The organism is Staphylococcus sp. FSL K6-0223 (assembly GCF_038008285.1).
This window is the reverse complement of the sequence record NZ_JBBOYX010000003.1, coordinates 610407-627825: the sequence shown is the minus strand read 5'-3', so window position 1 is coordinate 627825 and position 17419 is coordinate 610407. Positions and strand designations below refer to the sequence as shown.

Here is a 17419-nt window from a genome sequence, read left to right as displayed (position 1 = left end):
AATTGAAACTTATACAACTCCTTTTATCATTAGCATCTGTTATTTCATTAATTTGTGGAAAATTTATATATAATAGAAGACATACATTATCTCGCTCGAAACATAGTACTATTCATAGCAATGAATTAACAGTTATTATACCAGCTAGAGATGAAGCTCAAAGGTTACCAAACTTGTTAAGATCTTTGACTAAGCAACGTGGCATCTATGAAATTATAGTTATGGACGATGCGTCTCAAGATGGGACGAGTGAGGTTGCTAAAGCTTATGGAGCAACTGTTTATGAAACTAAAGAAGATAGCCAATGGTATGGTAAATCTCATGCGTGCTATCAAGGAGCCCAACATGTTCAAACGCCATTAATGATGTTTGTTGATGCAGATGTCATCTTTAATAGTCATGCTATTGAGGCGATATTAAATTCATTTGCTCAGCAAGGGAATCAAGGACTATTAAGTATTCAACCTTACCATGAGACTTTTAAATTTTATGAGAGTCTTTCGGCTATCTTTAATTTAATGACGATTGTCGGAATGAATCGATTTTCAAGTTTAGCGGGTAAATCTAATGATTATACGGCTTTTGGGCCTGTCACAATAATGAATAAAGAGGACTACTTTAAAACAGGTGGTCATAAAAATGCGCGCAACACTATTATAGAAGGCTTTGCATTAGGAGAGGCATTTAGTCAATCTGACTTGCCAGTTACTGTATACGAAGGTAGTGAATATGTTAAGTTTCGCATGTATGAAGAAGGACTTCGCTCACTTATACAAGGATGGACAAAGCATTTTTCAGTAGGAGCCAATCAAACTGAACCTAAAGTAATGTTGGCGATTGTAATGTGGTTAATGGGCTCACTCACATCTACAATGGCTTTACTACTTGGATGGATTGCTAAACCGATATCGTTAATATTTTCCGGAATTGTTTATATTTTATATACATGGGAATTTGTAAGTTTACATAGAAGAGTGGGTGCTTTTTCGATAATATTGCTCATTCTTCATCCAATTTTGTTTGTGTTCTTTATTATTATCTTTATAAACTCATGGCGACACGCTCATTTTTCAAAAAAGGTAAAATGGAAGGGTCGTACATTTGATATAAGTTGAATTTTAAACTAGGCCATTAAATTATAGGAGGAATTCCATGACATCGAATGAAAAAAACTTTAAATACTGCCATCAAATTATGAAAGAACATTCTAAAAGTTTTTCTTATGCTTTTGATTATTTACCTGAAAATGAACGCAAAGCAGTATGGGCGATTTATGCAGTATGTCGAATTATAGATGACAGTATTGACGTATATGAAGATCCTCAAATACTTAAAAATATACACGACGATATTATAACTATCGAGAAAAATCATGACGTTGAAAACTACGAATTTAAAAGTAATCAAATGATTATGGAAGCTTTGTATACAGTTTCTCAAAATTTCACAATTGAATATCAATCTTTTTATAATCTCATTCAAACTGTATATGAAGATCAGGATTTTGAGATGTTTGAAACTGATGATGAATTATTAAACTATTGCTATGGCGTAGCAGGTACAGTGGGAGAAGTATTAACTCCTGTACTAGCAGAGCAACCAAATGAAGAAACGTATCGAATCGCGCGTAAACTAGGAGAAGCACTCCAAATAACCAATATTTTAAGAGACGTAGGTGAAGATTTTGAGAATGACAGAATTTACTTCAGTAAGTCGAGTTTGTCTCGATTTGATGTCTCTATTGAAAATGATTTTAACAATGGAGTGTCACAGCAATATGTTGATTTATGGGAGCATCATGCGAAACTAGCTCAAGAAGACTATGATATTGCACTATCAAATCTTGGTGTTTTCAATAAAGAAGCGCAACCAATTATTGAATTAGCTTCAATTATTTACCGTGGCATATTAGATGAAGTGAGAAAAGCTTCCTATACATTACATCGTCGTGTCTACGTTTCTAAATTAGATAAGGTAAAAATGTATAAAACAATAAAAAAGAAATATCATTTATAGGTGGAATGTAGTATGAATATTGCTGTAATAGGAGCGGGCGTCACTGGATTAGCAGCGGCAGCAAGACTTGCTTCGCAAGGTAATAATGTAACAATTTTTGAAAAAATGGGTATCCAGGTGGTCGAATGAGTCAATTCACAAAAGATGGCTTTACCTTTGATAAAGGTCCTTCTATCGTGATGATTCCCGAGGTATACAAGGCAGTATTTGAAGAAAGCGGTAAGAAATTTGAAGACTACGTAGATATGGAACAATTGCGCTATATTTATGATGTTTACTTTGGGAAAAATGACAAAGTAAGAGTACCTACTGATTTAGCCGAACTTCAAGAAACGCTTGAAAGTATTGAACCAGGTACGACACATGGGTTTATGTCATTTTTAACTGATGTTTACAAGCGATATGAAATTGCGCGCTATCATTTTTTAGAGAAAACATATAGAAAGGTTACGGATTTCTATAATGTAGATTCGCTTATTAAAGGTTTGAAATTAAAAACATTAAACAATGCTGATAATTTAATAGAAAATTATATTGATAATGAACGAATACAAAAATTATTAGCATTTCAAATGTTATATATAGGAATTGATCCAAAACGTGGCCCCTCTTTATACTCAATTATTCCTATGGTAGAAATGATGTTTGGTGTTCACTTTATTAAGGGGGGCATGTATGGATTAACACGTGGACTTGTTAAATTAAATAAAGATTTAGATGTGAATATTCAATTAAATTCTAATATAGAAGAAATCATCATCGACCCTAAATATAAGCGTGCTGATGGCGTAAGGGTTAATGGTCTTGTGCAACGATTCGATAAAGTATTATGTACAGCAGATTTTCCTTATGCAGCGGAAAAATTGATGCCTTCACATTCACCCGTAAAAAAATATAAACCTAGTAAAATTGAAAAATTAGATTATTCTTGTTCTGCATTTTTAATGTATATTGGTATTGATAAAGATGTGACTAGCGAGATGTTGCTACATAATGTCATTTTTTCCCAACAATTCCGACAAAACATAGATGAAATATTTAACGGTTCATTATCTGAAGATCCATCTATTTACGTTTATGTGCCTGCAGTTGGAGATCGGAGTATGGCACCTGAAGGTCAAACCGGTATCTATGTTTTAATGCCTACGCCAGAATTAAAAACAGGTCATATTGATTGGAAAGATGGAAATGTGATTAAGAAAGTTAAAGATATTATCTATCGTCAATTAGAGACAATTGACGTATTAGAGGATGTAAAATCACATGTTATATCTGAAACTGTTTATACACCAATCGATTTTGAAAATGATTATAATGCGAAGTTTGGTACAGCATTTGGTTTAATGCCGACATTAGCCCAAAGTAACTACTACAGACCTCCAAATGTTTCGAGAGATTACAAAGATTTATACTTTGCTGGAGCGAGTACACATCCTGGTGCTGGAGTACCTATTGTATTAACTAGCGCTAAAATTACTGTAAATGAAATGTTGAAAGATATAGACAATAATATTTAGTGAAAATTAGGAGTCATTCAATTTGAAAAAGAGTCCATAAATGTTTGAAAATAAATCATTCGTTTATGGATTTTTTATATATTTAGTGGGAATTTTTTGCTGATTCATAATAATTACCGTTATTCTAGAATTAGGGAAAGGGAGATAATTAACTTCACTTATCTGAAAATTGTTAATATTGACATAATTAATCTTGTTGATAAAATTGATAATAATAAGAGGATCGAGATTTAATAAAGGGGGCTTATAATGGTAATTTCAAATAGACTTGCTGCAATCCCTGATAGTTATTTCGGAAAGACAATGGGGCGTAAAGTTGAACATGGACCTCTTCCGCTTATTAATATGGCGGTAGGAATTCCCGATGGAGAAACACCTAAAGGTATTATTGACCATTTTTCTGAAGCGTTACGTATTCCTGAAAATCAAAAGTATGGTGCTTTTCACGGGAAAGAGTCTTTTAAAGAAGCCATTGTAAATTTTTATGAACGACAATATGATGTCACACTTCATAAAGACGAAGAAGTTTGCATTTTATATGGCACTAAAAATGGTTTAGTTGCATTACCAACGTGTGTAGTCAATCCTGGCGAAACGGTGCTTTTACCAGATCCAGGATATACTGATTATTTAGCTGGCGTCATGTTAGCAGATGCTAACCCTGTACCCCTAGAACTAGAGCCACCAGATTATCTACCTGATTGGAATAAAATTGATCCACAAGTATTAAAAGACACTAAATTAACTTATTTAACGTACCCTAATAATCCTACTGGTTCTACAGCTACACAATCCGTATTTGATGAAGCAGTACAACGATTTAAAGATACAGATACTAAAATTGTACATGACTTTGCATATAGTGCCTTTGGGTTTGATGATAAAAACCCAAGTATTCTTGCATCGGAACATGGTAAAGATGTCGCTATCGAAATCTTTTCCTTATCCAAAGGATATAATATGTCAGGATTTAGAGTCGGATTTGCTGTAGGAAATAAAGACATGATTCAAGCTTTGAAAAAGTATCAAACGCATACTAATGCTGGCATGTTTGGAGCATTACAAGATGCCGCCACGTATGCTTTAAATAATTATGATGATTTTTTGATACAACAAAATGAAACATTTAGACGAAGACGTGACACATTTGAAGCAAAACTTAAAGAAGCAAAATTACCATTTGTTCATTCTAAAGGTGGCATCTATTCTTGGTTGCGTACGCCACCAGGGTATAATAGTGAACAATTTGAAACGTTTTTATTGCAAGAGAAATCCATTTTAGTAGCACCAGGTATACCTTTTGGGAAAAACGGCAAGCATTATGTGCGTATTTCTCTTGCATTAGACGATAAGCAACTAGAAGAAGCTACAGAGAGATTAACAGACCTTGCCAACATGTATAATGGCTAAATGTTAATCAGAGGGGATGATTGAGAATGACTAAAATTAAAATTATGAGTGTTAGAGATGAGGATTTACCTTATATTGAAGAATGGTCTAAGCGTAATAATATAGAAGTTGATTTATCAAGAGAGCAACTAACAGAAGATAATGTCGAGACAGTTTCAGGTAGTGACGGTCTCTCATTATCTCAAACTTTACCTATCTCTGAAGAAATTTATAAGAAGTTAGAATCATTTGGGATAAAACAAATCGCTCAAAGAAGTGCTGGATTTGATGATTATGATTTAGACTTAGCGACTAAATATAATCTAATTATTTCCAATGTGCCTTCATATTCACCACGTAGTATTGCTGAATTTGCGGTTACTCAAGCTGTTAATGTCGTACGTCATTCAAATCGTATTCAAAATAAGATGCAAGAGTACGATTTTAGATGGGAACCATCGATTTTATCGCAGTCTGTGAGTGATTTGAAAGTTGCTGTAATTGGTACTGGACGTATAGGTAGTATTGTAGCTCAAATATTTGCCGAAGGATATCGTAGTGAAGTAGTAGCGTATGATCCATTTCCGAATGAAAATGTGGCTAAGTATGTAACTTACAAAGATACTTTGCAAGAAGCGATTGAAGAAGCGGATATTGTGACTGTGCATATTCCAGCTACAAAATATAATCATCATTTGTTTAATGAGGCTTTATTTAGTTACTTCAAAAAGGGCGCGGTATTCGTAAATTGTGCAAGAGGTTCTTTAGTTGATACTCAAGCACTGATATCGGCGTTAGACCAAGGGCGATTAAGGGGAGTTGCCTTAGATACTTATGAACATGAAGTAGGTGTATTTACAACAGACCGACGCGGAGAAGATTTGAACGATGAATTATTAAACTCATTAATACAAAGGGAAGATATTATTATAACACCGCATATTGCTTTCTATACTGAAGCAGCAGTGGAGAATCTTATTGTTGATGCCTTAGATGCTGCTATGGATGTCATAAATACCGGAGATACTCGTCTGAGAGTGAATTAGTTAAAATGAGCTTTTATAAGAATAACACTAACTATGATTCAACAACATATAAAGGATGGAACAACAATGCAAATCACTATACTTGGTTTTAACATATTTGCCAAAGGGGGAACTTCTAGAAGTAATATCAATTTAATTAAAGCTTTTTTGAAAAATGAACATACAGTTAACTATTTTAATTATAAAAAATTCGATCAAGCACAGAAAGATTTACTAATCCAAGAGGAAGACTTAGCGAACAATTCAGTTGATATTTTTTATTTAAACAACTTAAAGCAATTAGCAAAAACTCAATTATTAATTATTACTAGAGAAGCATTTTTTAAGTATTCGAGATTAATTAAAAAATATAACCCCAATATAAAAATTGTTGGAGAAATACATGGACCACTAAAGTATATTACTGAAGATATAGATCTTTCGTTAGATACAATTGACTGTGTGAGAGTAAGTACTAAAAGTATAAAATCGGATTTTATTAAAAGGTTTAATTATAAAAATGTTTTTAACCAATACGTGAATACTGAACACATTCCCATTGATAAAATTACCAAAAATACACATAAACATTTTTTAATTAAATCACGATTTGAGGATGAAGTTAAAGATATTTCGTACGCGATAAAATTATTTAATTACATATTAAAAAATAAAAATACGATAAATATCAGACTCAATATTATTGGTTATGGCCCATCAGAAACATTATATAAAAACTTGGTTAACTACTATAATCTGAGTAAATACGTCTACATTAATGGGTACCAACCTCAGAATTATATTTATATTTCTACATCCCCTTATGAAACGCTTGGTTATTCTATTATTGAATCGATTTTTAAAGGTAACAGAGCTTTGATATATGGTGGAGATGATGGACTTCTAAAAGAAATTTATCAATCATATCATTGTACTGAATTTTTAACTAAAGACATTGAAAAAGATAGTGAGATTTTATTAGCATTTGCACAAAAAAATTATAATGATAAAGAAAGAATAGAAGACTGTGAAATGCTACAAGAAAAATTTAATTACAAAAATTATGCCGAAACTTACTTAAAAAATATAGATATTGCTATTAATTCTAAGGAAGTTAGGTTTAATAGTAATTACAAACTCGCAGTAGCAAGAAAAAGTAAGTTGAAAAAGGATAAAAATGAAGTTACTTTAAAAGAAAGAGCTAGACAATGTTATCAATGTATAAGAAAAGTATTTCATGTTATACATAGACCATTTTATCTTAGAAAATTAAATAAAATTAAACCTAGTAAAAAATATGTATTTATAGAATGTTTTCATGGTAAATCATTTAGTGGTGATCCGAAATATATTGCACATGCAATTCGTCGTCTGTATCCTGAAAAAGAGATTTTCGTAAGTTCTGTCAATGCATTAGTCGACATGGAAATAAGAGAGAATGGGTTTATCCCAACAAGAATCTCAAGTGACGATTATGTTAATAAATTTCGTAGAAGTAAATATATATTTATAAATGGTAATGCGATTGATAAAGTGTATAAACATCGAAATCAGGTTTTTGTAGAAACTTGGCACGGTCTACCTATGAAGAAAATGGTTAATGATCTTAATAACAAGAAAGAACGTATGATTCAGTTGAAAAATTTTCTTCCTAGAATGAAAAAGTGGGACTATTTATTAGTTTCTTCAGATTTAAATAAGAAATTATTTGAGTCTGCTTTCCAAACCTCTAAAAATCCTAAGTTAAACATCCTTAATTATGGTGCGCCTAGAAATACGTATTTATTAAAAAATAATACACTTGAAGAACAAAATAGAATTAAACTTAAATACCTATTTAAGTTATCTGATAAAAAGAAATATATCTTATACTGTCCAACATGGAGAAGAAACGAAAGGGAAACAATTACTAATATAGATATCGAGAAATTAATAGATTATTTGCCTACAGAGTATGATATTATTATTAAACTTCACCCAAATGAAGGGGCTCTACGTAAATGCTACAGTCATATCAATGAACGCGTGCATTGTTTCTTTAATGAATTAGTTGATATCCAAGAGTTATATTTAATCAGTGAATGTATTATAACCGATTATTCGTCAACCATTTTTGATTATGCGCATTTAAATAAACCAATTATATTATTGCAAGAAGATGAAGAGCTATACCAAAAAGAAACTGGCTACTACTTTAATATATTCGATTATGGTAGTTTTACTATAGGCAGTAAGAACGAAGAGATGTTAGCTCAACAAATCGTGGAACATGAAAGTGTTGACTATTCCAGATTGATTAACTTATTAATGACTAACGATTCAACGGATAGTTGCGAAAAGATATTAAAAGAGATTTTTGAAATATAATAAAAAATATAAATGCCTCAGTAAGATTTTATCTATCTTTCTGAGGCATTTATATTAGTAACTATTTTGCATCATAGCCTTGATCTTCAATAGCATCTTTCATTTGTGTGATGTTCACTTTTGAATCATCAAATTCTACACGAACGTTATTTTCTTCTAAATTAACTTCGGCAGATTGTACACCGTTTAAGTTTGCTAATGCTGATTCAACTGAATCTTTGCAATGTTGGCAGCTCATACCTTCTACTTGAATTATTTCTTGAGTCATAAGACTTCACTCCTTTATCGATATCTTCATCTATATTATAATCTTAAAACGCTATTCCGATTAATGAAAGTAATGGTAATCGGGAATTTATAATTTTATCTTTTTAAGACGCAGTGCGTTTGTCACTACGCTAACTGAACTCAATGCCATGGCTGCTCCGGCTATCCAAGGCGCAAGTAAACCTAAAGCGGCTATAGGAATACCTGCAACATTGTATCCAAATGCCCAAAATAAGTTTTGACGTATATTGCGAATTGTTGCTTTACTAGCTTTTATAGCTTTAGGGAGTAGTAGTAAATCACCACCAAGAATTGTAATATCTGCAGCCTCAATAGCTACTTCAGTACCTGTACCTATTGCAATTCCAATGTCAGCTTTAACTAAAGCAGGTGCATCATTGACACCGTCGCCAACCATAGCAACATTTCGTCCTTCTTTTTGTAATAGAGCTATTTGTTCAGCTTTTTCTTCAGGTAACACATCAGAGATAACACGGTCTATACCTACTTCTTTAGCAATTGCTTGTGCCGTTTGTTTGTTGTCTCCAGTGAGCATGACTACTTCAATATTCATATTTTGTAAATGATTAATGGCTTGTTTTGCAGTATCTTTAACAGTATCTGCAACAGCAATAATACCTTTCAGTTCACGTTCAATTGCAATTACCATTGCAGTTTGACCATGTTGTTCATATTGAATTAATTTGTTATTGAGTTCTTGAGTTATATTGATGTCATAGTCATGCATTAACTTTCTGTTTCCAACTAAAATACGATGACCATTTATTGTCGCTTCAATACCCAGGCCAGGTACAGCTTTGAAAGTTTCGTTGCCTAAAAGTGTTAAGTTTTGATCTTTAGCATAATTGACGATGGCTTCAGCTAAAGGATGTTCAGATGCATTTTCAGCACTAGCTAACAGCTGAAGTGTATCTTGATCGCCAACATAATCTGTAACTTTTGGTTTACCATTAGTGATGGTACCTGTTTTATCTAATACTATAGTGTCTATATGGTGAGCTCGTTCTACAAATTCGCCGCCTTTGAATAAAATACCATTTTCAGCTGCGCGACCAGTACCTACCATAATAGATGTAGGCGTTGCTAAACCAAGTGCACAAGGACATGCAATGACTAGTACTGATATCGCAGCAAGCAACGCAGGTTCAAATTGACCAAAATGAATGAAAATAATCCAAATAATAAATGTAATCAATGAAATACCAACAACCACAGGTACGAAATAACCTGAAATGATGTCCGCTAATCTTTGAATTGGTGCTTTAGAACTTTGTGCTTCCTCAACGACTTTAATAATATTTGCTAATGCAGTGTCACTGCCCACTTTAGTAGCTTTTATGATCAAAGAACCATTTTTATTTAGTGTAGAGCCAATTACTGCATCTCCGATTGTCTTTTCAACTGGAATAGATTCACCAGTTAACATGGATTCATCGATGGAGGTGCTTCCTTTGATAATCTCACCGTCTACAGGAACCTTTTCACCAGGTTTAATTACTAAAGTATCTCCCACTATAACTTCATTAAGAGGAACCATCATCTCTTGATTATCTTTTAATACTCGAGCTTCTTTAGCTTGTAAACTTAATAATTCGCCCAATGCATTGGTAGTTTGAGATTTAGCACGTGCCTCTAAATACTTCCCAAATAGAATGAGCGTAATCAAAATAGCACTTGTTTCAAAATATAAGTGAGGTTCATTCACTTTATTTAGTAACCATCGGATCATTTCATAAATACTGTAAAAGTATGCCGCGCTTGTGCCGAGAGACACCAAAACATCCATGTTGGCAGAACCATTGCGTAGGTTCTTATAGGCACCTACATAAAATTGCCAACCTATAATAAATTGCACAGGTGTAGCTAGAATGAGTTGTATCCATGGATTCATTATAGTTTCTAGTAAATGAACAGGAAATACATGAATGAGCATTACAAGTAAAAGTGGTGCAGATAAGATTGCTGAAATCATTAATTTAGTTCGTTTTAATTTTAATTCTTGTTCTTTTCGAGATGACTTTTCTAAATTATTATTTGTGATTGGTTTAGCATCGTAACCTAATTTATGAATTCTTTGAATAAGTTGATCCGTATTCGTTGTACTAGGGTAAAATTCAATTAATGCTTGTTCAGTTGTCAAATTGACTGTTGCATTTTGAACGCCGTCCATTTTGTTAAGAACTTTCTCTATACGATTCGAGCAGGCTGCACATGTCATCCCAGTAATATCTAATTCTTGTTTTTCAGTTGCAACATCATAACCTAATTTCTTGATTTGTTCTACAAATGCTTCTGGTTGATATTCATCGGCATTATATTCAATTGTTGCCTTTTCAGTTGTTAGATTCACTTGAGCTGTAACATCGTCTAATCGATTTAATTTCTTCTCTATTCGGTTAGAGCACGCAGCACATGTCATTCCGGTAATATCCAATGTGGTAGTTTTATTAGACAAAGGTATACCTTCTTTCTGCGTTTTGCTTAATTTCAATATACCCCTTATAGGTATTAAAGTCAATTTAATAGTTTCTAACTTTTAGTAATAAAAAACGCGCACATCATCAAATGTCGATGAGGTACGCGTATATAATCTATATTTAAGAAATTGATATACAATCGTAAATGATAGAGGGATAGTAAAAATAGTTGAATGTTTGCTATATCGTTAGTAAATGTTTATTTGATTGTTATTTCAATTTCGATTTATAAATAATCAATTCATTTCTTAGAAAAAGTCTGATGGGTTCAAGTTTTCTAGATCTAAATTTTTAAAATTATTGAAATCTAAATTTGAGATGTCTTGAACTAGCTCACCACTTTTAGCTTGTTCATAATAATAGCTGGCTTCGTTAAGGATATCGTGGTCTTGAAAAGTTTTAACTATTCCTAAGATGATAAGTACTGAGATAACTCCTTTTAGTAATGTTTTCATAATGGGTGGCTCCTTTGTTTCTTTCTTAATATATAGTATATGTGATTTTTTTCTAAAGTTCATGAGCCTATAGTATTGAAATACTATCGTACTTTAGAACTATTCTGATAAATAAAGTCTCTATGTGATAGTGTAAGTGTTTGCTTGTTGTGCGATATGGGAATGTGTTTTGTAAGTATAGAGGAGGTTGATTTTTAGTGAGTTTATTAGACTTTCATAAAGAAATAAAAGGCTACACTCAAGATAGACAGCCTGGTATAGAAGCGGACATGAATCCTAAGCCAGTAGCTGAATTAGATGAATATAAAGCAGCAGGTAAATTAAAAGGCAAAGTTGCTTTAATTACTGGTGGCGACTCTGGTATCGGTCGTTCCGTAGCAATACTATATGCTAAAGAGGGAGCAAATGTTGCTATAGGTTATTATGATGAACATCAAGATGCTGAAGACACTGTTAAACGTTTAAAAGAATTAGGCGTAGATGCAAAAGCATATGCACATGATTTAAAAGACGAGCAACAATCTAAAAAACTCATTGATGATGTTGTTAAAGATTTTGGTAGTTTAAATATTTTAGTAAATAATGGTGGTGTTCAATTCCCACGAGATAACTTTGAGGATATTACGCCTGATCAAGTCAAAGAGACGTTTATGACAAACATTTTTGGAATGATGTTCTTATCTCAAGCAGCTGTTCCACATCTTTCAAAAGGTGACGCAATTATTAACACTACTAGTGTAACGGCTTATAGAGGTTCAGGTCATCTTATTGATTACTCTGCGACAAAAGGTGCGATAGTGTCATTTACTCGCTCTCTTGCGACAACATTAATGGAAAAAAGTATTCGAGTTAACGCTGTAGCACCAGGACCTATATATACTCCATTAATCCCATCTACATTTGATGAGGAAAAGGTTGAAAATCAAGGTGGAGATACGCCAATGGGTCGCCGAGGCCAACCAGCAGAGCTAGCTCCTTCATATGTGTTCTTAGCAACTCAAGCAGATAGTTCATATATTACAGGACAAGTCATTCATGTTAATGGTGGAGATTATATTACGACATAAATATAAATATGTTTAGAGGCTGAGATATGAATGATTATCTCAGCTTTATTTAGTATATTGTTATTTGAATTGAGGGATAGTCATGACTGAAAAGGAAAAAATGTTAGCACATCAGTGGTACGATGCTAATTTTGATGATGAGTTGAAAGAGGATAGGTTACAGGCAAAAGAGTTATGCTTTGAATATAACCACACACGCCCAAGTAATGTTGAAAAACGCAACGAAATAATGGAGAAATTATTTGGCTATAAACTTGAGAATGTGGGGATTTCAATCCCGTTTGATACAGATTATGGATGGAATATTAAGTTCGGAAAAAATGTATTTATTAATACCAATTGTTATTTAATGGACGGCGGTGGCATCACGTTTGGAGATAATGTATTTATAGGTCCTAACTGTGGATTTTACACTGCTACACATCCACTTAATTTTGAGGAACGTAATAAAGGTCTAGAACTAGCAGAACCCATTGTAGTAGGAAGTAACACTTGGTTTGGGGGACATGTTTCTGTGTTGCCTGGGGTGACGATAGGTGAAGGAACCGTTATTGGTGCAGGAAGTGTAATAACCAAAGATATACCCCCTCATTGCTTAGCAGTAGGTAATCCTTGTAAAGTGATTAGAAAGATTGAGCAGTAATATTAAAAAACAACGAATAGCCCATAAATGTACTATGATTTCATTTATGGGCTATATTGCTTATTCTATTATAAACTCTAATTTTTAAATGTACGTTCTCATGATTTTAGCTTAGTCTTTTAATTTTAAAAATGAGATAAAGCTCTTCATTCTTGATCTTAATCCATAAGATTATTTTTGTAACTTTTATAAACGGCAGTGTAGTTAACTTTTCCTATACCACCTACAATATATTTTCCAAATTTAAATAAATTAAAAACGTATCCAACTGTAATAGCTAGAGATAATGTAACTATAGTATTGAATATTACATTTTTAATTGGGTTATGGCTTAATAATCCTAAATCATGCACAAAAAAATAATGAACTAAGTAGATACAATAGGAGTAATTACTTATAAATACAATAAACTTAGGTACATACTTAATATAGGAAGAAAAGAGGAAAAATAATAGAATAATCATTGTTACATAAATAGGTGTATCTATTCTTTTAGATTCTACCCATGTGCTAATACCAAGTAAATAATTTGAAAACATGAAAAGAATTGATAGAAATGCTCCAATAATTATATGAATAGAGTAATTTTTTATTCTTTCCATAAATACTTCATAGTAAGTGCCTATATAGAAACCGAGTAAAAAATAGCTTAACCAACCTATGAAAATCATCCATCCCTCTCGATCCCAAATAGCTGCTATTATAGGATTATCAGGAGGCGATACAAAGGATCTCATAGCCCAATACATTGTGGTGATAAAAATTGATATAACAATCATCCCAATTGGATTCAAACCAATTAGATATTTAGAAAATAGCCAATGTAGTATATAAAATTGAAAAATAATAACTATAAAATATGTAACAGCCCCTCCATGAAACATTGTTTCTTTAACATGGAATAAATATTCATGTAAATTATTTGGACTAAAGTAAAAATAAGAAATACTTAAATTAATAATAATGTAGGGTATGCCCAAATAAATCAATTTATTTTTGAAGAAGCCCTTTTTTAATTTTGAGCCATAATTTTTTGCTAGTAAAAATTCTGATATAAAAACGAACATTGGCGTACTAAACATTAATAATAATTGGAATAGACGAAGTGATGTACTATGAGGGACGGAATGCATTTTTGAAAAAGTGGTAGTAATAGAGTGAATGATAACTATACTTAAACACGCGATGGCGCGCATCCAAAAAATTACTGATGTATAAGTTTTCATATGTTTATACCTTTCTGAATTTATTTATTTTTTAGAATATAGGGCTCAACCATTAATTCTATACAATAATTTTCTTATTTTCAACAACTTTTTTACTAAACAAAATAATTGAAATGCATAAAATTGTAAATTTAATCATAAAAAGACACATTAACTCCAAATTATTTTTAAGACTTTTCAGATAATATAAATGTAAGCGATTGCAAAACCGGGTGTGAACATAGTAGAATAAGGTAAATGATATGAACTATCATTTGAAATGTATGTCAATGTTTTGTGATTTTAATAATCTTAATAATACATAGGGGGTTAATGATAATGGTAGTACCTTTCAAAAATGAACCTGGGATTGATTTTTCAGTACAAGAAAATGTAGACCGCTTCAACGAAGTATTAAAGAAGGTAAAAGGGGAACTTGGTCAAAATATTCCGTTATTCATCAATGGTGAAAAAATAGATAAGAGTGACAAGTTTGAATCTCTAAACCCTGCAGATACATCTCAATTAATTGCTAAAGTTTCTAAAGCTACAAAAGACGATGTAGAAAATGCGTTTCAAGCAGCGAACGAAGCTTATAAATCATGGAAGAAATGGTCTCATAAAGATCGTGCTGAATTGATGTTACGCGTTGCAGCAATTATTCGTCGTCGCAAAGAAGAAATTTCTGCTGTTATGGTATATGAAGCTGGAAAACCATGGGATGAAGCAGTAGGCGATGCTGCAGAAGGTATCGATTTTATCGAATATTATGCACGTTCAATGATGGATTTAGCAGAAGGTAAACCTGTGTTAGATCGAGAAGGTGAACATAATAGATATTTCTATAAATCCATAGGTACTGGCGTTACAATTCCACCGTGGAACTTCCCATTTGCAATTATGGCGGGTACAACACTAGCTCCAGTGGTGGCTGGTAATACAGTTCTATTAAAACCTGCAGAAGACACTGTACTTACAGCATATAAACTAATTGAAATTTTAGAGGAAGCTGGTTTACCTAAAGGTGTTGTTAACTTTGTACCTGGTGATCCTAAAGAAATTGGAGATTATTTAGTTGACCATAAAGATACACACTTCGTAACATTTACAGGTTCACGTGCAACAGGTACACGTATCTATGAACGTAGTGCTGTAGTTCAAGAAGGACAGAACTTCTTGAAACGTGTTATCGCTGAAATGGGTGGTAAAGATGCTATTGTCGTAGATGAAAACGTTGATACGGATTTAGCAGCAGAGGCAATTGTTACGTCTGCATTTGGTTTTTCAGGACAAAAATGCTCAGCATGTTCACGAGCAATTATCCATAAAGACGTGCATGATGAAATTTTAGAGAAAGCAGTCAATTTAACTAAAGATTTAACTTTAGGTAACACGGAAAACAATACGTTTATGGGACCAGTAATTAATCAGAAACAATTCGATAAAATTAAAAATTATATCGAAATTGGTAAAGAGGAAGGTAAATTAGAACAAGGTGGAGGCACGGATGACTCAACAGGTTACTTCATCGAACCAACCATCTTCTCAGGTCTTAAGTCAGCTGACCGTATTATGCAAGAAGAAATTTTTGGACCAGTTGTCGGATTTATTAAAGTCAATAGCTTTGATGAAGCAATTGATGTTGCAAATGATACTGATTATGGTTTGACTGGTGCGGTTATCACAAATAATCGTGAGCACTGGATTAAAGCTGTAAATGAATATGATGTAGGTAACCTTTACCTTAACCGTGGTTGTACTGCTGCTGTAGTTGGATATCATCCATTTGGTGGTTTCAAAATGTCAGGTACAGACGCTAAAACAGGTAGTCCGGACTACTTACTTAATTTCTTAGAACAAAAAGTTGTTTCAGAAATGTTCTAATAAAATAAATAAAGCCGTTGATAGGAAGGTAAAATGAGTGTTGACTCAAAGGCTTCTTATTGACGGCTTTTTCTAATCAATTTTAGAGTATAAGAATCTATTCTGTAATGCTAATGTTGATTGCTTTATGGAAAACTTTATCAATTTCTGAAGCGGGCCATTGAATGTTTTCTTGTTTAATCCACTCCATAAATCCATCTAATGTAGAACCATAGATATAAAATACTAAATCTTCTGGGATTGTTTTATCAACAGAGATACGATGAATATTTTCTTTAATATCTGCCTTCATAATATCTACACAAACTTCTTTAAATATTTTACCGAATGATACATCATCTTTTTGTACCTTTTCGATTTTTTCCAATTCTTCTTTATTCGTAAATGTAGCTTCAATTGTTTGGAAAGGATTATTTAACCGATCTTTTAAGTCGGTTGAAAAGTAATCTTTAGTGAGTAACTTGAATAGATAAACTAACAAATCATATTTGTCATAGAAATGTTTATAAAAAGTCGTCCGGTGAACCATTCCAGATTCGCAAATTTCATTAACAGAAAGAGATTCGAAACTTCTTTTCTCTAACAATTGATAAAGACTTGATGATAACGCCTTTTTAGTTTTCACTACTCTTAAGTCTTGTTCATTCATTAATATAACCTCGCTAATCTACACTGTATAGTTAAACTATATCGTCGCATTAACCATTACGCAATAACTTAGATTTATGTATAGATAATTATTTCTAAAAATAGACACATTTATCTTTTTGTAGATATTGTAAATCATAGGTAATAGGCATATGATTTTCTTATTGATAATGATTATTAATTAAGGTTAGAAAGCGTGAGTATGATGTTGAATTTAATGACTGGGATGAAAAATAAACAATATAAAGTTAAAAGTATCAATCTGAATAATAAAAGCATGTTATATCGTTTGGGAGCACTTGGTTTAAAGAAGGGCAGTCTAGTGAGTATTAAGCGTAAATGCTTATTTAATGGACCAAGTGTAATTGAAATCAATGGTCAATATCTTAGTATTAGACAATCAGATGCTCGTCAAATTGCATTAGAGGAGTAGATGAT

14 protein-coding genes and 1 pseudogene are annotated in these 17419 nt (G+C 32.5%); 10 read left to right on the top strand and 5 right to left on the bottom strand.

Annotated elements, in window-relative coordinates; translation table 11 throughout:
- Positions 1 to 2 precede the first annotated feature (2 nt).
- The 6 genes and pseudogenes from MHI13_RS20360 to MHI13_RS20335 all read left to right on the top strand — a co-directional run bounded on the left by MHI13_RS20360 (position 3) and on the right by MHI13_RS20335 (position 8314).
- Complete coding sequence (locus MHI13_RS20360) at positions 3 to 1115, top strand: glycosyltransferase (RefSeq protein WP_002432634.1); 1113 nt, start codon at positions 3 to 5, stop codon at positions 1113 to 1115.
- Between the two features lie 37 nt (positions 1116 to 1152).
- Positions 1153 to 2016 (top strand): phytoene/squalene synthase family protein, encoded by an 864-nt coding sequence (locus MHI13_RS20355; protein ID WP_002432329.1) that lies wholly within the window; start codon positions 1153 to 1155, stop codon positions 2014 to 2016.
- A 12-nt stretch (positions 2017 to 2028) separates the two neighbouring features.
- Positions 2029 to 3533: pseudogene (locus tag MHI13_RS20350) on the top strand (phytoene desaturase family protein).
- Positions 3534 to 3782: 249 nt separating this feature from the next.
- Positions 3783 to 4943: an aminotransferase class I/II-fold pyridoxal phosphate-dependent enzyme gene (locus MHI13_RS20345; protein ID WP_002432355.1), complete on the top strand. Its 1161-nt coding sequence runs from the start codon at positions 3783 to 3785 to the stop codon at positions 4941 to 4943.
- Between the two features lie 26 nt (positions 4944 to 4969).
- A complete protein-coding gene (locus MHI13_RS20340; protein WP_064210152.1) occupies positions 4970 to 5968 on the top strand; it encodes a D-lactate dehydrogenase in 999 nt (332 codons plus the stop codon).
- Between the two features lie 66 nt (positions 5969 to 6034).
- On the top strand, positions 6035 to 8314 hold the full coding sequence (locus MHI13_RS20335; RefSeq protein ID WP_064210153.1) for a CDP-glycerol glycerophosphotransferase family protein: 2280 nt from the start codon (positions 6035 to 6037) through the stop codon (positions 8312 to 8314).
- A gap of 61 nt (positions 8315 to 8375) precedes the next feature.
- Here MHI13_RS20335 and copZ read toward each other — a convergent pair whose 3' ends face one another.
- From copZ to MHI13_RS20320, 3 genes are all read right to left on the bottom strand, one after another.
- Positions 8376 to 8582 (bottom strand): copper chaperone CopZ, encoded by a 207-nt coding sequence (gene copZ / locus MHI13_RS20330; protein ID WP_002432699.1) that lies wholly within the window; start codon positions 8580 to 8582, stop codon positions 8376 to 8378.
- A gap of 87 nt (positions 8583 to 8669) precedes the next feature.
- Complete coding sequence (locus tag MHI13_RS20325; RefSeq protein ID WP_241497401.1) at positions 8670 to 11021, bottom strand: heavy metal translocating P-type ATPase; 2352 nt, start codon at positions 11019 to 11021, stop codon at positions 8670 to 8672.
- A gap of 306 nt (positions 11022 to 11327) precedes the next feature.
- Positions 11328 to 11534 (bottom strand): hypothetical protein, encoded by a 207-nt coding sequence (locus MHI13_RS20320; RefSeq protein ID WP_002432535.1) that lies wholly within the window; start codon positions 11532 to 11534, stop codon positions 11328 to 11330.
- Positions 11535 to 11731: 197 nt separating this feature from the next.
- On the opposite strand from MHI13_RS20320, the gene MHI13_RS20315 reads away from it, so the two are divergent.
- Together MHI13_RS20315 and MHI13_RS20310 are read left to right on the top strand one after the other, a co-directional pair.
- Complete coding sequence (locus tag MHI13_RS20315; RefSeq protein WP_002432492.1) at positions 11732 to 12601, top strand: SDR family oxidoreductase; 870 nt, start codon at positions 11732 to 11734, stop codon at positions 12599 to 12601.
- A gap of 82 nt (positions 12602 to 12683) precedes the next feature.
- A complete protein-coding gene (locus MHI13_RS20310) occupies positions 12684 to 13244 on the top strand; it encodes a sugar O-acetyltransferase (protein WP_002432862.1) in 561 nt (186 codons plus the stop codon).
- A gap of 158 nt (positions 13245 to 13402) precedes the next feature.
- On the opposite strand, the gene MHI13_RS20305 is transcribed toward MHI13_RS20310, so the two are convergent.
- Complete coding sequence (locus MHI13_RS20305; protein WP_002432700.1) at positions 13403 to 14470, bottom strand: acyltransferase family protein; 1068 nt, start codon at positions 14468 to 14470, stop codon at positions 13403 to 13405.
- A 318-nt stretch (positions 14471 to 14788) separates the two neighbouring features.
- On the opposite strand from MHI13_RS20305, the gene pruA reads away from it, so the two are divergent.
- Positions 14789 to 16333 carry an L-glutamate gamma-semialdehyde dehydrogenase gene (pruA, locus tag MHI13_RS20300; RefSeq protein ID WP_002432540.1) on the top strand — a complete coding sequence of 515 codons (1545 nt, stop codon included), beginning with the start codon at positions 14789 to 14791 and terminating at the stop codon, positions 16331 to 16333.
- A gap of 97 nt (positions 16334 to 16430) precedes the next feature.
- On the opposite strand, the gene MHI13_RS20295 is transcribed toward pruA, so the two are convergent.
- On the bottom strand, positions 16431 to 16982 hold the full coding sequence (locus MHI13_RS20295; RefSeq protein WP_002432688.1) for a TetR/AcrR family transcriptional regulator: 552 nt from the start codon (positions 16980 to 16982) through the stop codon (positions 16431 to 16433).
- A 204-nt stretch (positions 16983 to 17186) separates the two neighbouring features.
- On the opposite strand from MHI13_RS20295, the gene MHI13_RS20290 reads away from it, so the two are divergent.
- On the top strand, positions 17187 to 17414 hold the full coding sequence (locus tag MHI13_RS20290) for a FeoA family protein (RefSeq protein ID WP_002432860.1): 228 nt from the start codon (positions 17187 to 17189) through the stop codon (positions 17412 to 17414).
- The last annotated feature ends 5 nt before the right edge of the window (positions 17415 to 17419 follow it).

Coding starts and splice junctions, on each gene's coding strand:
- MHI13_RS20335 (WP_064210153.1), top strand. CDS start 6,035: ATGCAAATCACTATACTTGGTTTTAACATATTTGCCAAAGGGGGAACT.
- MHI13_RS20320 (WP_002432535.1), bottom strand. CDS start 11,534: ATGAAAACATTACTAAAAGGAGTTATCTCAGTACTTATCATCTTAGGA.
- MHI13_RS20295 (WP_002432688.1), bottom strand. CDS start 16,982: ATGAATGAACAAGACTTAAGAGTAGTGAAAACTAAAAAGGCGTTATCA.
- MHI13_RS20305 (WP_002432700.1), bottom strand. CDS start 14,470: ATGAAAACTTATACATCAGTAATTTTTTGGATGCGCGCCATCGCGTGT.
- MHI13_RS20345 (WP_002432355.1), top strand. CDS start 3,783: ATGGTAATTTCAAATAGACTTGCTGCAATCCCTGATAGTTATTTCGGA.
- MHI13_RS20355 (WP_002432329.1), top strand. CDS start 1,153: ATGACATCGAATGAAAAAAACTTTAAATACTGCCATCAAATTATGAAA.
- MHI13_RS20340 (WP_064210152.1), top strand. CDS start 4,970: ATGACTAAAATTAAAATTATGAGTGTTAGAGATGAGGATTTACCTTAT.
- MHI13_RS20290 (WP_002432860.1), top strand. CDS start 17,187: ATGTTGAATTTAATGACTGGGATGAAAAATAAACAATATAAAGTTAAA.
- MHI13_RS20310 (WP_002432862.1), top strand. CDS start 12,684: ATGACTGAAAAGGAAAAAATGTTAGCACATCAGTGGTACGATGCTAAT.
- pruA (WP_002432540.1), top strand. CDS start 14,789: ATGGTAGTACCTTTCAAAAATGAACCTGGGATTGATTTTTCAGTACAA.
- MHI13_RS20325 (WP_241497401.1), bottom strand. CDS start 11,021: ATGACATGTGCTGCGTGCTCTAACCGAATAGAGAAGAAATTAAATCGA.
- copZ (WP_002432699.1), bottom strand. CDS start 8,582: ATGACTCAAGAAATAATTCAAGTAGAAGGTATGAGCTGCCAACATTGC.